Genomic DNA, 14,801 nt, shown 5'->3' on the forward strand with positions numbered 1-14,801 from the left:
CAATATTTGGGGTTCACTTCATTATTAATATTGATCAAAACTCTTTTTTGACGGATAAATTCATCATAATCGTGTTCTTTTTTTCGCCATCAGGCAGTTGCATCTTCTCGGCTTTTAAGATTTCAAAGCCTGCGCGCTTATAGATATGAATTGCCGCGGCGTTTTCGGCGATGACCGTCAGCCATAATTTACGAAGCTTCGACGTCGTCTGAGCCCAATAAATTGCTTCATCGACTAACATACTCCCTAACCCTTGATTCCAAAATTCTTTTAAGACGCCAACTCCTAATTCCGCTTCTGCTTTTTTGGAATCTGTGCATTGCAGACTTACAACACCAATTAAACTGCCGTCAAAATCAGCAACAATCACCTGATCCAAAGGTGATTGATTAATAAGTTCCAATTGGTCACTTTCTTCTTGAACGGACAACATTGGAATTTGTTCATCAATGGTAATTGTTTCCGTTTCCGATTGAAGCTTATTGAGTAACTCAACTAAGGCTGCTGCATCAGCGCTTTCCACTCCCCGCGCAGTCACTTCTTCACTCATTTGAATGTACCAATTTTTGACTGATTTCTTCAAATCTGGAGCCATTTGGTTTTAAAATTAGTTTTCGGTCATTCTCTGCCTGATCATCCTCACGTAAAAAAACAATTCTCAAGTAATTTTCTGGTAAATCTTCATTGATAAACTTCGACCACTCAACAACGTTAACCCCATCGCCATTAAAATACTCATCAAGTCCAAGTTCATCAGCGCCGCCTTCTTCAAGACGGTAAGCATCCATATGGTACAGTGGCAATCGCCCCTCTTGATATTCGCGAATAATTGTAAAAGTAGGACTTTTGACGTTTTTCTTAATGCCAAGACCACTCGCTAATCCCTTCGTAAAGGTCGTTTTTCCAGCGCCAAGATCTCCGTCTAGTAAAATTAAATCCTTTGCCAACAGGAATGGTGCGAGTTTTTTCCCAAGCTCAAATGTCTGTTCTGAATTTGTTACTTCAACTTCATAATCCAAATTATCTTCCTCCAAAATTAAAAATAGCCTCCCAAAAGAGCGCCTTTTGAGGGACTATCTTAAAATTTATGCATCAAAAGATTGCGCAGCAGTGATAATGGCAACTTTATATACATCCTCTTCATTTGCACCACGTGAAAGGTCAGAGACAGGCTTATTTAGTCCTTGTAAAATAGGACCAATAGCTTCAAATCCGCCAAAACGCTGTGCAATTTTATAGCCAATATTACCTGATTGTAGTTCAGGGAAAATAAATACGTTAGCATGTCCAGCTACCTTAGAACCGGGAGCTTTCTTTTCGCCAACTGATGGAACGAAAGCTGCATCAAACTGTAGCTCGCCATCAAGCGCCAAATCAGGGGCTTGTTCATGTGCTAATTTAGTTGCTTCTTCAACCTTAGTGACCATTTCACCCTTTGCTGAACCCTTAGTTGAGAAGCTAAGTAATGCAACCTTAGGATCGATACCAAAGACCTTAGCAGTGTGGGCACTTTCAATGCCAACCTCTGCCATACCTGCAGCATCTAATTCAATATTAATGGCACAGTCAGCAAAGACGTAACGTTCTTCACCCTTTTGCATAATAAAAGCACCACTAATTCGTTTAACGCCGGGCTTTGTTTTGATAATTTGTAAAGCAGGACGAACGGTGTCCCCGGTTGGATGATTAGCACCTGAAACCATGCCATCTGCTTTATCCATATAAACAAGCATCGTTCCAACATAATTAGGATCTTCAAGCATTTTTTTGGCCTGATCTTCAGTGTTCTTTCCGTGACGACGTTCTACCAATGACTGTAACATTGCATCATCAGCAGCCACCTTAGGATCCACCACTTGTACCTTGCTTAAATCCCAACTATGACTTGCAGCAAGCTTTTTAACCTGTTCTGGGTCACCTAAAACAATTGGCGTTACCAAATCGTCTGCCGCTAATCTAACTGCGGCACCAACAATCCGTTCGTCTTCCCCTTCAGGGAATACGATTGTTTTCTTTTGCTTGCTAATCTTCTGCTTTAACCCATCAAAAAGTTCCATGTACAAAGCCTCCACTAAATAATATTTCTCAATCTCTCTTATAGAAATAGCTTGGACTCACTTGTCAGATTGCGTTAATTCAACGTGTTCTGGCAATTGCCAATCAATCGGCGCTTCTCCCATTGATTTTAAGGCGATATTCGTCTTAGAAAATGGTTTTGAGCCAAAGAATCCACGATTTGCCGAAAGCGGACTCGGATGGACCGATTCAATGACAATGTTCGTCTTGGTATCAATCAACTTAATCTTATTTTGAGCTGCCCTTCCCCACAAGATAAAGACCACGGGTTCCGAGCGTTGAGACAAAGCTTGAATCGCAGCATCAGTGAGCTGCTCCCATCCCTTACCTTTATGCGAAAACGCTTGACCATTTCGCACGGTCAACACTGAATTCAGTAAGAGCACTCCCTGCTTCGCCCATTTTTCCAAATAACCATGATTAACTGGTTTGATTCCAAGATCTGACTCTAATTCTTTATAAATATTTCGCAAAGATGGGGGAATTTTTTCGCCAGGTAAAACTGAAAAACTTAAGCCATGAGCTTGATGTGGTTCGTGATATGGATCCTGACCCAAAATAACGACCTTTACCTGACTATATGGCGTCCACTCGAAGGCTTCAAAAATTTGAAACATATCCGGATGAATATCATAATTCTGATACTCTTCCTTTAAAAACGCATGCAATTTTTGATAATAAGCTTTCTCAAATTCCGGCTGAAGTACTTCCCACCAGTCATTATGAATAAACGGTTTCATTCCCAACACCTCAAGGTTTATTCTATCATAATTTATCACGAAATAACATTAACGGATTTATTTCTCCGTTCATGATAAACTGTCTTTAGTAGTATTATTAAACTAGAAACGAGGGATCTTATGCGCAAGCTTTATATCAATCAATCTAGTTTGAAAACGCAAGAATCTGCTGTTGTCCGAGATGAACAGCGTCAATCCATTTATTTGTTAATCGGTAAATGGGGAATAGCTGCTGATTCCATTTCTGCTTACAATATGCACGGTGGTTTAGTAGCCGAATTAAAACAACTTTCAACTGGCCTATTTCCTAAGTTTGATTTGTACGCTTACCAGCATAAAGTTGGAACAGTTTCTAAACATATTGCCTTCCAAAACGAACTAACCTTTGTTCATGGCTTAAATTGGGTTATAGTCGGAAATCAGCTTAAGGGCGATTATAAGATTTACCATGGATTGAACCTTGTTATGTCTGTTAAATCAGGCGAATATAATGGTAGCCACAATTATAAGGAGCTCGTAATCTCCGAGATTGAAGATGAACCCGTTTGCGTTTGTCTTGTGGCAATCCTTGATCACTGGGCTCACCGTAATCAGCCTTTAAAAAATAGAATAGCATCTCGTCTGAATCCCGGGACAAATTTGGGTCAAGTTCAATATCGAATTACCTCTTGTTCAGATGAAGACCATAAAAAATAGTCATTCGACTTTATCGAATGGCTATTTTTTTACACGTTCATAACTTTGCTCAAAAAATCTTGCGTCCGGGTATTTTGTGGATGATTAAACACCTCATCCGGCGTACCAATCTCTTGAATTTTACCGCCATCCATAAAAGCCACTCGGTCGGCCACTTCTTTAGCAAATCCCATTTCGTGAGTAACGACAACCATCGTCATCCCGTTTGTCGCTAAATCCTTCATGACGGCAAGTACATCGCCAACCATTTCAGGATCCAAAGCACTCGTTGGCTCATCAAAGAGCATAATCTCTGGTTCCATTGCTAAAGCTCGTGCGATGGCCACTCGCTGCTCCTGTCCACCAGATAGCGAAGCAGGCTTCACATCTGCCTTGTCTGATAGTCCAACCTGATCAAGCAAGCGCACAGCACGTTTTTTGGCATCAACTTTTGTTAATTTTTTTAGTTGAACGGGTGCCAGCATAATATTCTCAATCACTGATAAATGTGGGAACAGATTGAAATGCTGAAAAACCATGCCGATATTTTGTCGGACCTTATTTATATCGGTTTTTTTATCCACAAGATTGTATCCATTGATTTCAATGATGCCAGAATTTATTTGTTCAAGGCCGTTCAAACACCGCAATAAAGTTGATTTTCCTGAACCAGAAGGTCCAATCACACAAACAACTTCTTTGGGAGCAACTTCTAAATTAATGCCACTTAACACCTCATTGTTGCCATAACTTTTATGGAGTTCTTTAACTGATACCTTTAACTGTTCGTTCATACTTGTGTCCTTCTTTCAACCCAGTTGGATAGCCAAGTGAGCAACGTAATGATAACAATATAGATAATCGCAATTATCGTCCAAATTTTGAACCCTTCCATATTTCTTGAAATAATCACTGTTCCTGTTTCGGTTAATTCAAACAGGCCAATAACGGAAAGAATTGACGTGTCCTTTAAAGTAATGATGAACTGGTTTACAAATGATGGCACCATAATCCGTAATCCTTGAGGCATGATAACCCGTCTCATTGCCTTTCCATATGGTAAGCCTAACGACCTTGCAGCTTCCATTTGGCCCTTATCCACAGCTAGGAATCCACCCCTTACAAACGCACCGGTATAGGCCCCTTCGTTAAGCGTTAATGCAATTATTCCGGCGACTAGCGCAGGTATCTTATTTCCAGTTAGGTTGGGAAGCCCAATATAAATGAAAAATGCTAGAACCATGAGTGGCATCCCTCGGAAGAGATAAATAATGACTGCCGCTATGCCCTTTGCAATCCGATTTGGAATAACACCCAAAACTCCCAGAATAATTCCTAAGATTGTCGCAAAGAAAATTGAAACAACTGTTAATTCAAGCGTTAGAACTAAACCATGTAATAGAGCTGCTCGATTCGTTTTAACTAACCCAATGAAAGTTCTGCTAGATTTTGAATCAGTCGTTAATTTAGATTTCTTTGATGAAAGATATCGATCAACGATTTTTTTGTACGTGCCATCCTTTTTTGCTGCCTTCAGCCCTTTATTGAATTTGCTAAGAAGTAAGGCGTTCTCACCTTTCTTCACGGCAAAACCGTACTTACCAGCTTGCTGAGGCTTCGTGACAATTTTAAGCCCATCTCCATTTTTAATTCCGTAAGCCATCACAGGATAATCTTCAAAGCATGCAACTGAATTGCCAACTTTAACATCATTATACATGGTATTCGAATCGTTAAAATACTTAATTTTAAACCCATATTTAGACTGCAATGATTTCCCATATTCTGCAGCCGTTGTTCCTGTTTTTAAAGCCACTGTTTTGCCCTTTAATTGCTTATATGTTTTAATTTTACTTTTCTTACCAACAGCCATTACTTCTCCTGAAGAATAATACGGTTCGGAGAAATCAAATTGTACTCGTCGTTCACTGGTAATATTCATGCCGGCAATAACGCCATCCACTTGTTTTGCCTCAAGTGCTTGTACACATGCGTTAAAGCTCATTGGCTTTAATTTGTATGTAAAATGCTCCTTCTTTGAAATTTCCTTCAATAAGTCCATATCGATTCCTCGATAACTACCATTATCTGCCCGAAATTCAAATGGCGCATAAGTTGCATCTGTTGCAATCGTATAATTAGGCTCGCTAGCGGCAGAAACCTTTTGGGCATTACCCATTACCAGCCATACGAGTGTCAAACAAAAGCTTAAAATAATAACCCAATATTTGCTTCTCATAAAACGACCTCATTTCTTGAAATGAATTTCATGTTATAAAACATAACATACATTTTGTGAAAATGCGATAGTTTTATTAAAATCAAATTAAAATATTGGACGTCATGTTAGGTTAAGTGCACAAAAAAAGCCATGAAAGTTATTTCATGGCTTAAATCATCAATAGTGCTTGAGAACTCTCGCAATTTGTCGATCTTGATCTCGACGCTTGATGGTTTCTCGTTTATCATACTCGTGCTTACCTTCGCCAACTCCTAACAAAACTTTGGCAAAACCCTTTTTCAGATAAACTTTAAGGGGAACAATGGTAATCCCTTTGTCCATTGTCATCGTTCCGAGCTTTTTAATTTCTTTCTTATGGAGCAACAACTTTCGATTTCGCAACGGATCGTGATTGAATCGGTTTCCCTGATCATATTCACTAATGTGAACATTTACGAGCCAGGCCTCACCGTTTCGAATCTGTGCAAACCCATCCTTTAAATTAAGTCGTCTCTCACGGGCAGACTTAATTTCAGTACCAGTCAAAACAACGCCAGCCTCGACAGTTTCTAAAATATTATAATCGTGCCTGGCCTTCTTGTTTTGAGCTAATACATTGTCATCATTTTGTTTCGTTTTCTTTTTTGCCAAATTCGTCACCTCGATATAAATGGATGCGACGCTTTATTTTCGCCGACCTTGATTAGATCCGTTTCGATTAGATCTGCTTTTATCATTTGGTCGATTATTTCCGTGCTGTGCGGAATGTTGATTACTTGAATGTGACTGACCCGGTTTGTGTGAACCACCATTACCACGTCTGGGTCCGCGCGAATGAGATGGGCGCTTTGGAAGTAAATCACTGGTTGGTGTTTCTTCAGGATTTACCAGATCAAAATCAACTGCACTCTGTTCCTTATCTACATTGACAACTTTAACCTTAACAGTTTGTCCGATTCGATAAGTTCGTTTTGTATTACGGCCAACTAGTGCCAGGTACTGTTCAACATACTCGTAGTAATCATCCTGCATTCTACTAATATGAACCAAACCTTCAACCGTGTTGTCCAATTCAATAAACATCCCAAATTTCATAACCGAGCTGATAGTGGCAACAAATTCTTCGCCAACGTGATCTGCCATGTATTCAGCTTTCTTCATGGCGTCTGTGTCTCGCTCAGCGTCAACCGCACGTCGCTCATTTTCTGAAGAACGAGTGGCAATTTCGTCAAGTAATCCACCATATTTTGCCTTAGATTGCTTGGTTATGCCATTTTCTTCATAGTAGTGAATTAGTCGATGAACCATAGTATCTGGATATCGTCGAATTGGTGACGTGAAGTGGGTATAAAAGTCCGCTCCCAATCCAAAATGTCCAAGCGATTGATCCGTATATCTTGCCTGCTTCAAACTGCGAAGCATCATGACGGAAACAACTGCCTCCTCAGGCTTGCCTGCAACCTGCTTCAAGATTCCTTGCATCGTTTTAGGACGTAAGTGAGCTGGATCTCCCTTGACGTTAACACCAAATGCCGTCAAGAACTCAAAGAAACTTTTAATTCGATCAGCATCTGGTGTTTCATGAACACGGTAAATGAACGGTGCCTTTGCTTGATCATAGTTCTGAGCGACTGTTTCGTTTGCGGCTAACATAAATGATTCAATCATTCTTTCAGCCAAACCACGAACTCGAAGCTTAATGTCGACTGCATGACCTTTTTCATCCACAATAATTTCTGCTTCACGGTCATCAAAGTCAATTGCGCCACGGCGCTTACGATGCTTATACAAGATTTTGTGTAAAGCACCCATTGTTTCAAACATTGGTACTAATTCAGCGTACTCATCTCTGGTTTTGTCATCATGGGCTTCAAGAATTTGGTTGACCGCTGTGTAGGTCATACGAGCAGTAGACTTCATCACACTTGGATGAATCCGGTGCTTAATGACGTTACCTTCTTGGTCAATCTCCATTTCACAACTCATACAAAGTCGCAAAACGCCTTCATTAAGCGAACAGATTCCGTTTGAGAGTCGTCTAGGCAACATCGGAATAACCCGATCCGTCAGATAAACACTGGTTCCTCGTTTGAATGCCTCTTGATCAAGCAGTGATCCCTCTTTAACGTAGTGGGAAACATCAGCAATATGGACGCCTAGATGGAAATTACCATTAGGCAGTTTCCAAGCCGTCACAGCATCATCCAAGTCTTTTGATGATTCACCATCAATCGTAACTAATTTTTGATCAGTGATGTCTTCTCTGCCGGCCATTTCTTCCTCAGTCACGTGATCTGGAATTGAATCTGCTTCCTGTAAAACATCCTCAGGGAATTCTGCTGGAATATCATGCGCATAGACAATCTGAAGAATATCAATTCCTGGATCGTCAACACTACCGATAACTTGATTTGCAACTCCGACCATAGCGAGTGGATGTTGACTATTAGGATATTCAGTAATATCTGCTGTCACAACTTCACCAGGTGTTGGCTTTAATCCAACGTCCGTTACATAGAACTTGAATCTCTTCAACTTCTTATCAGTAAGTCTTATTTGACCATAATACCCTTGGTCATCATCAGTCTTTTGAAATTCTCCCACAACATGATCATAGTGGTGAGTGATGATTTTCGTGACTTTTCCTTCTGGACCCTTGTCAGAATGGGGATCTGCACGACGCACAATCTCCATTTCGACTTCGTCTCCGTTAAGCGCACTAAGTGTATTGTCCGGTGCAATAAAGGCATCAGATTCAACTTCACTATAGGACACAAAGCCAAAGCCCTTATCATTACCATGAAAAATACCTGATAATACCAGAGCTGCAGGGTTTAGCTGAAATTTGCCAGTCCCCGTTACAATACTTTGCTTCTCACGTTCTAGAACGGCTAGCTCCTGAACAATTAACTTAAATGCCGCTGAACCATGATAACGTAAGGCATCTGAGATTTCTTCAACTGAGTAGCTTTTTTCTGGGTTATTTTGTAACAACCCGATTATTTGATTTTTTAAATTATTATCTTGCACTTTTTATTCCTCATCACTATAGATTGATTTCAGAAACTGACTTATGTCAGCCTCTAATTGTTTGTGTGCACTATTTACCGTTAATGCGTGTCCAGCCGTCTCGTACCACTTAAATGAGACGTCTGAATGATTAAGTTCCTCTGAAAGTAACTTACCACTTTCAGGACTCACCAACTCGTCAGCACCGCCCTGTGCCACAAAAGTTGGTTGTGAAATATCACTTAGATGTGCGGCAATATTTGCCGTTTCCGCATCAATTAATGCCAATTGATCCGGTAATTGTTGCCTGATTTGAGCAATTCGACCTAACTTTTCAGTTTCGTTTAGTTCCTGGGCGTTATATGTCATATCAGCGAGTCGATAAAATTCGTCTGAAATATCACTAAAACTTTCTGTCAAAACCGGTGCACTAAAAGATCCACCAGCAACTAACTGATTATCCATTTCTAGAGCTTTAATGGCGTACGCTCCGCCAAGTGAAAGCCCAAAAATGCTAATCGATTGATATCCTTTTTTCCTTAGATATTCAATCGCAGCCTTAACATCTTGCCACCATACGTTAGGGTCCCCAAGCCTCAAGATATCAAGCGGTTCCCCAGTTGAATGTCCCGTAAATAATGGTGCAAATACGGTATAATTCTCATGTTCCAACGTCCGAGCAAGTAATCGAACATCGTTTGGTCCACTTGCATATGCATGGAGTAGGATGACAGCCCTTGGTCCATGTTCAAATAAAAATGGTTTCTGTGCTTTAAACATCATCCTACTCCCTTACCTGAATATGTATAAAAAACCTCCTGTAATCAAATCACAGGAGGTTCAACTGACTAGTGTGAAGATAAATAAACCAATGCGAGTGCATCCACAAAGAAAACAATTCCAAGGACAGTTGTAACTTTCTGCATAAAAGCTTCAAAGCCTCGTGCTTTTTGTTTTGAGAATAACTCGTCTGCGCCACCGCTTAAAGCAGACATAGCGTCACTTTGTTTTGAAGGTTGCATCATAACGGCGATAATAATCAACACGCTCACAACTAACAAAATTGTCATTAATAAATTATACAAAGAAATGCCTCCTAGACATTGCAATAGGTCTGATAACACTGATACTAATCTATCATAAATAAAGGAAGAATTCCAGTATCAACTGCGTAAATTACGCTTACTGTACACCACGTTTTTTATAAATACGATCGGCTAACCCTAGGAATGCCAAAATACTAATTCCGATTAGCGATGTAAACTTGGTTAGTCTATTTTCACTGGTTTGTGGCAATTTTGATTTTTGACCAAGGCTCTGAGTTGCCGAATCATGATTACCTTCAACTGGTTCTTGGGTTGAAGATAGTGAATCATGATTTAAACTACTTTTAGCTTTCGTCTTTTTGTCAGTATTGCTATTTTTTGATTTTAATTGCTTTTTCTGATCTTTTTTGGTTAATTTTTTATTTGTTGTACCTAAAGTTGATTTGACTGATTTAGTTGGCTTTGAAATTGATGGGGTGAGTGGCTCCTGTTCCATTTTGTTGCTTGTCACATCGTTAGGTTTGAACTCTTTAAGGATTGAAATTTTGCGTTCCGGTTGGACTACTTCATTTTTCTTAACCTCTTCATTTGTTTGCGTGTCAGCATCAATGCCAAATACCTTATCCAAATTAGGTAGCTCATCTGTTTTCGAATCTGAATCAACTCCAGCTGGCTTGACCGAACCACCTGTTTGGACACCGGAATCAATCAATTCAACCTTGTCCGGTAATGTCGTTTGAGTGTCTTGATCAATGCTAGCAGGTTTGTCTGATTCTTTTTCTGAGCTAGTTTCATCATCTTTTTCATCAGGTAAAACAGGCTTCGTAATTTCCGCTATAAGGTCACCTTTATCTTTATCGTCCTCTGATTCTTTCTTTGGCTCTCCAGCGAGTTTGTATCTCAGAACAATCACCTGGTTTGGATCAGAAATGATTCCCTTTTTACTGTCTGGATTTAATAGCTCATAGTTTGCCAATGATTCATCCGTCAGTTCATCAGTATTATATTTGCCACCCACCGTTGCCGTTTTAAATTTTGACTCGGGTTTGATGCCATCCTTGGCCTCAGTTCCATCATTTTGAATTAACTGATATTTAACGCTTGGTGTTGCAGGATTTCCATCGTAAAAACTACTATAGACTTGATCCTCCTTACTAGAGGTAATAAATATTGTGCTGGATTTTCTTGTATAATTTTTGATTTCCCCTAGAGGGTTATCCTGCTTTCCTGCTGGAAGATCCTTTTGGACTGAATCAAGTTGAATATCTTGCTTGCTCCCATCCGTGTTGACCACCCGTCCAACTGCATTCACCGTAACATGATACGTTTTTTCATCCGCATGAGCGTTGACCACCATTTGACTGAATGCACATGTTCCTAAAACCATTGCCGAAACTACTTTAAATTTATTCATAAAAAAACCTCCTTCGTAAGATTAATTACGAAGAAGGTTTCAAAAATCATCAAACTTTATTTATAAAGTTGATTATTTACTTTGAATAGCATCACGAGCTTGGTCGCTCAAGTTATAGAATGAGTTAACACCCTTATACTCTGAGACAGTACCAAGTTGATCTTCAATTCTCATTAATTGGTTGTACTTAGCGATACGTTCGCCACGACTCATTGAACCAGTCTTAATTTGGCCAGCATTCAAAGCAACAACTAAGTCAGAAATGGTTGTGTCTTCAGTTTCACCTGAACGGTGAGAAATGATGGCAGTGTAACCAGCTTCTTTAGCCATTTCAACAGCTTCAACTGTTTCAGTTAAAGTACCGATTTGGTTAAGCTTGATTAAGATTGAGTTTGCAACGCCCATCTTGATACCCTTTTCAAGGTAGTCCGTGTTAGTAACAAATAAATCATCACCAACGATTTGGACTTTCTTACCAAGACGATCAGTTGCCATTTGCCAGTCTTCCCATTCGTTTTCATCCAAAGGATCTTCGATTGAGATAACTGGATACTTGTCAACGATACTCTCAAGTAATGATACGAACTCATCAGCATTGTATGACTTACCGTCACCAACTAAGTCGTAAGTCTTTGTGTCTGTGTTGTAGAATTCTGATGCAGCACAGTCAAAGGCAATCGCAACATCTTTACCTGGCTTGTAGCCGGCACGTTGGATAGCTTCAACAAGAATATCAAATGGTTCCTCGTTATTCTTCAAATCAGGAGCAAATCCACCTTCGTCACCAACAGCAGTTGAGTAACCGCGTTCGTTCAAGATAGCTTTTAAGCTATGGAAAGTTTCTGCACCCATACGGATTGCTTCTTTAACAGAAGGTGCACCAACAGGCATGATCATGAATTCTTGGAAATCAACCTTGTTGTTGGCATGCTTACCACCATTGATAACGTTCATCATTGGAGTAGGTAATACATGGCCATTAAAGCCACCTAAGTAGTTATATAATGGTGTTTCTAGTTCGTCAGCGGCTGCACGAGCGGCTGCAAGTGAAACACCTAAGATTGCGTTTGCACCGAGCTTACCCTTGTTAGGCGTACCATCAAGCTTGATCATGGCCTTGTCAATTGCAACTTGGTCAGTTACATCGTAACCCACAATTTCTTTTGCGATAATGTTATTAACGTTGTCAACGGCCTTCGTAACACCCTTGCCGCCAAAACGATCTTTGTCGCCATCACGTAATTCAACAGCTTCATGTTCACCAGTAGATGCACCAGAAGGAACGATTCCACGGCCCATAGCACCAGCTTCAGTATATAATTCGACTTCAACGGTCGGATTGCCTCGTGAGTCTAAAACCTCACGAGCATAAATATCAGAAATAATTGACATTGTATTCTCTCCTTATGATTTTATTGCCTAACGGGAAAACATCCCGATTACCATTTTATAAGTTTACTACTGAACTTGCAATTATATTTTACTTATTTTTTATATTGAACTAGTTGTAAAAACGTTTTCTCATCCAAACTTGCGCCACCAGCAAGAACGCCATCAATATTGTCCTTATTCATGATGCCGGAAACATTTTCTGGATTGACGCTACCACCGTATAAGACACGTACTTGATTGGCAATTTCATCGCTGTAAATATCCGCAACTGTTTGCCGAATTAAATAACAACCATCCTCTGCTTGGTCAGCAGAAGCCGATTTACCACTTCCAATTGCCCAACTTGGCTCATATGCAATAATCAAGTGTTCAGCTTCTTCAGGACTAACTCCCTTTAGCGCTGCAGTAACTTGACTGACAACCCAATGAATATCTTCACCAGATTCTCGTCGGCCCATCGTTTCATCGCAACAGAGGATTGGAATCATCTTATTATCAAAAACCGCATGGACTTTCCGGTTAATAATATCATCTGTTTCATTAAAGTAGCGACGCCGTTCCGAGTGCCCAATAATGACATAGTGAAGTCCCATGTCTTTTAACGCCATTGGACTTGTTTCGCCAGTATAAGCACCCTCATTCTCATAATAACAATTCTCTGCAGCGATCTGAAGTCGGTCCCCAGTATTTGCGTCCATCATCGATTTTAACAAAATTGCTGGTGCCGCTATTGCCGTTTCAATTTCATTCGGAGCTGGCAGTTTATCGGTTACTTGAGTGATGAAATCAACTGCCTCAGTGACAGTTTTATTCATTTTCCAATTACCCGCAATGAGTGGTATCCGCACGATATAACTTCCTTTCAAGAAGAAATTTAGTTTACTTGCTCATTCTACCGAAAACGCTTTACTTAATCCAGTCATATATAAAAACCAGACCTACTTATCGTAAGTCTGGTTTGAAATTACTTTTCGCTAATAGCAGCAATACCTGGTAAAGTCTTACCTTCAAGGTATTCAAGTGATGCGCCACCACCGGTAGAAATATGAGTTAATTTATCAGAAACGCCAAGTTGTTGAACGGCAGCTGTTGAGTCTCCACCACCAACAATTGTAGTAGCGTTGCTTAAATCGCCCAAGAACTTACCAATTTCAAGAGTTCCTTCAGCATAGTTACTCATTTCGAACACACCCATTGGGCCGTTCCAAACAACTAACTTAGCATCCTTAAGAACGGCCTCAAAGTCTTGAACTGACTTTGGTCCAATATCAAGTGCCATGTAGCCATCAGGAATATCGCCTTCAACTGTCTTGCTTGGAACATCATTAGAGAACTTTTCAGCAACAATTGAGTCGACAGGAAGAACTAATTTATCGCCAGCTTTGTCCATAATTTGCTTAGCAAGGTCAATTTTGTCTTCTTCAACTAATGAATTACCAATCTTCATACCCTTTGCAGCATAGAAGGTGTAAGTCATTCCGCCACCAATAATTACTTTATCAGCTTTGCTTAATAAGTTGTCAATGACTCCGATCTTATCGGAAACTTTGGCACCACCAAGGATAGCGACAAATGGATGCTCGGGATTTGATACAGCTCCACCAATAAACTTAATTTCTTTTTCCATTAAGAAACCGGCAGCAGTTTGACCCATGTTTGAAGCAATACCAACGTTTGATGCATGGCTACGGTGCGCAGTTCCAAAAGCATCGTTGATAAATACGTCACCCAATGAGGCCCAGTACTTACCTAACTCAGGATCGTTGCCAGATTCACGTTTAACGTATTCCCCGTCTTTAACATCTTCAAAACGGGTGTTTTCAACAACGAGAACTTCGCCGTTATTCATCTTATTAATTGCGTCTTCCAACTGTTTGCCTTCAGTAACGGGAACGAAGGTAACTGGCTTGTTTAAAAGATTTGATAATCTTTCTGCAACTGGACGCATTGAAAGTGACTTCTTGTCATCTTCCTTTTTGATTCGGCCAAGATGAGAGAAAAGGACAGCCTTACCACCATGTTCGATAACATAGTTAATGGTTGGTAATGCAGCTTGAATTCGGTTATCGTTACCGATAACGCCGTCTTTAATTGGGACATTAAAGTCGACACGCATTAAAACTTTTTTGCCTTCTAAGGCTAAATCAGAAACAGTTAATTTTGCCAATTGAATGACCTCCAAAAAAATTGATAGTTATTATTCTAATTATTAAAAAAGCGGAGAAGTT

The 14,801-nt window shown here is 40.0% G+C and carries 15 protein-coding genes; 1 reads left to right on the plus strand and 14 read right to left on the minus strand.

Going from position 1 to position 14,801, the window contains the following annotated elements:
- Positions 1–34 precede the first annotated feature (34 nt).
- The 4 genes from FD44_RS04145 to FD44_RS04160 form a co-directional block, all read right to left on the minus strand.
- On the minus strand, positions 35–583 hold the full coding sequence (locus FD44_RS04145) for a GNAT family N-acetyltransferase (RefSeq protein ID WP_010620594.1): 549 nt from the start codon (positions 581–583) through the stop codon (positions 35–37).
- On the minus strand, positions 543–1,019 hold the full coding sequence (tsaE, locus tag FD44_RS04150; protein ID WP_033445284.1) for a tRNA (adenosine(37)-N6)-threonylcarbamoyltransferase complex ATPase subunit type 1 TsaE: 477 nt from the start codon (positions 1,017–1,019) through the stop codon (positions 543–545). Before tsaE ends, FD44_RS04145 begins: the two co-directional genes overlap by 41 nt.
- A 66-nt stretch (positions 1,020–1,085) precedes the next feature.
- Positions 1,086–2,057 (minus strand): phosphate acetyltransferase, encoded by a 972-nt coding sequence (gene pta, locus FD44_RS04155; protein WP_010620592.1) that lies wholly within the window; start codon positions 2,055–2,057, stop codon positions 1,086–1,088.
- Positions 2,058–2,114: 57 nt separating this feature from the next.
- Complete coding sequence (locus tag FD44_RS04160) at positions 2,115–2,816, minus strand: uracil-DNA glycosylase (RefSeq protein ID WP_010620591.1); 702 nt, start codon at positions 2,814–2,816, stop codon at positions 2,115–2,117.
- 120 nt (positions 2,817–2,936) lie between these two features.
- On the opposite strand from FD44_RS04160, the gene FD44_RS04165 reads away from it, so the two are divergent.
- Positions 2,937–3,512 carry an LURP-one-related/scramblase family protein gene (locus FD44_RS04165; protein ID WP_010620590.1) on the plus strand — a complete coding sequence of 192 codons (576 nt, stop codon included), beginning with the start codon at positions 2,937–2,939 and terminating at the stop codon, positions 3,510–3,512.
- Between the two features lie 29 nt (positions 3,513–3,541).
- Here FD44_RS04165 and FD44_RS04170 read toward each other — a convergent pair whose 3' ends face one another.
- The 10 genes from FD44_RS04170 to FD44_RS04215 all read right to left on the minus strand — a co-directional run bounded on the left by FD44_RS04170 (position 3,542) and on the right by FD44_RS04215 (position 14,740).
- On the minus strand, positions 3,542–4,285 hold the full coding sequence (locus tag FD44_RS04170) for an amino acid ABC transporter ATP-binding protein (RefSeq protein WP_010620589.1): 744 nt from the start codon (positions 4,283–4,285) through the stop codon (positions 3,542–3,544).
- Complete coding sequence (locus FD44_RS04175) at positions 4,282–5,670, minus strand: ABC transporter substrate-binding protein/permease (RefSeq protein WP_235786633.1); 1,389 nt, start codon at positions 5,668–5,670, stop codon at positions 4,282–4,284. The genes FD44_RS04170 and FD44_RS04175 overlap by 4 nt, the downstream gene beginning before the upstream one ends.
- A gap of 219 nt (positions 5,671–5,889) precedes the next feature.
- Complete coding sequence (gene smpB, locus FD44_RS04180; RefSeq protein ID WP_010620587.1) at positions 5,890–6,363, minus strand: SsrA-binding protein SmpB; 474 nt, start codon at positions 6,361–6,363, stop codon at positions 5,890–5,892.
- 33 nt (positions 6,364–6,396) lie between these two features.
- Positions 6,397–8,742: a ribonuclease R gene (gene rnr, locus FD44_RS04185; protein ID WP_010620586.1), complete on the minus strand. Its 2,346-nt coding sequence runs from the start codon at positions 8,740–8,742 to the stop codon at positions 6,397–6,399.
- A 3-nt stretch (positions 8,743–8,745) separates the two neighbouring features.
- Positions 8,746–9,501 carry an alpha/beta hydrolase gene (locus FD44_RS04190; RefSeq protein ID WP_010620585.1) on the minus strand — a complete coding sequence of 252 codons (756 nt, stop codon included), beginning with the start codon at positions 9,499–9,501 and terminating at the stop codon, positions 8,746–8,748.
- A 68-nt stretch (positions 9,502–9,569) separates the two neighbouring features.
- Positions 9,570–9,806 (minus strand): preprotein translocase subunit SecG, encoded by a 237-nt coding sequence (secG, locus tag FD44_RS04195; RefSeq protein WP_010620584.1) that lies wholly within the window; start codon positions 9,804–9,806, stop codon positions 9,570–9,572.
- Positions 9,807–9,903: 97 nt separating this feature from the next.
- Positions 9,904–11,181, minus strand: coding sequence for a hypothetical protein (locus FD44_RS04200; RefSeq protein WP_010620583.1), 1,278 nt, complete (start codon positions 11,179–11,181; stop codon positions 9,904–9,906).
- A gap of 72 nt (positions 11,182–11,253) precedes the next feature.
- Positions 11,254–12,573 (minus strand): phosphopyruvate hydratase, encoded by a 1,320-nt coding sequence (eno, locus tag FD44_RS04205; RefSeq protein ID WP_010620582.1) that lies wholly within the window; start codon positions 12,571–12,573, stop codon positions 11,254–11,256.
- Between the two features lie 92 nt (positions 12,574–12,665).
- The gene (gene tpiA, locus FD44_RS04210) at positions 12,666–13,421 is read right to left on the minus strand and encodes a triose-phosphate isomerase (RefSeq protein ID WP_010620581.1); all 756 of its coding nucleotides are present in this window, start codon (positions 13,419–13,421) and stop codon (positions 12,666–12,668) included.
- A gap of 116 nt (positions 13,422–13,537) precedes the next feature.
- Positions 13,538–14,740, minus strand: a complete 1,203-nt coding sequence (locus tag FD44_RS04215; protein ID WP_010620580.1) for a phosphoglycerate kinase — start codon at positions 14,738–14,740, stop codon at positions 13,538–13,540.
- Between the last annotated feature and the right edge of the window lie 61 nt (positions 14,741–14,801).

This window comes from Secundilactobacillus malefermentans DSM 5705 = KCTC 3548 (genome assembly GCF_001436395.1).
Taxonomy (GTDB): domain Bacteria; phylum Bacillota; class Bacilli; order Lactobacillales; family Lactobacillaceae; genus Secundilactobacillus; species Secundilactobacillus malefermentans.

Excerpts from the sequence above, each read along its gene's own strand:
- pta (WP_010620592.1), bottom strand. The coding sequence starts at position 2,057 with ATGGAACTTTTTGATGGGTTAAAGCAGAAGATTAGCAAGCAAAAGAAA.
- FD44_RS04160 (WP_010620591.1), bottom strand. The coding sequence starts at position 2,816 with ATGAAACCGTTTATTCATAATGACTGGTGGGAAGTACTTCAGCCGGAA.
- FD44_RS04165 (WP_010620590.1), top strand. The coding sequence starts at position 2,937 with ATGCGCAAGCTTTATATCAATCAATCTAGTTTGAAAACGCAAGAATCT.
- FD44_RS04170 (WP_010620589.1), bottom strand. The coding sequence starts at position 4,285 with ATGAACGAACAGTTAAAGGTATCAGTTAAAGAACTCCATAAAAGTTAT.
- FD44_RS04175 (WP_235786633.1), bottom strand. The coding sequence starts at position 5,670 with ATGGGTAATGCCCAAAAGGTTTCTGCCGCTAGCGAGCCTAATTATACG.
- FD44_RS04190 (WP_010620585.1), bottom strand. The coding sequence starts at position 9,501 with ATGTTTAAAGCACAGAAACCATTTTTATTTGAACATGGACCAAGGGCT.
- FD44_RS04200 (WP_010620583.1), bottom strand. The coding sequence starts at position 11,181 with ATGAATAAATTTAAAGTAGTTTCGGCAATGGTTTTAGGAACATGTGCA.
- eno (WP_010620582.1), bottom strand. The coding sequence starts at position 12,573 with ATGTCAATTATTTCTGATATTTATGCTCGTGAGGTTTTAGACTCACGA.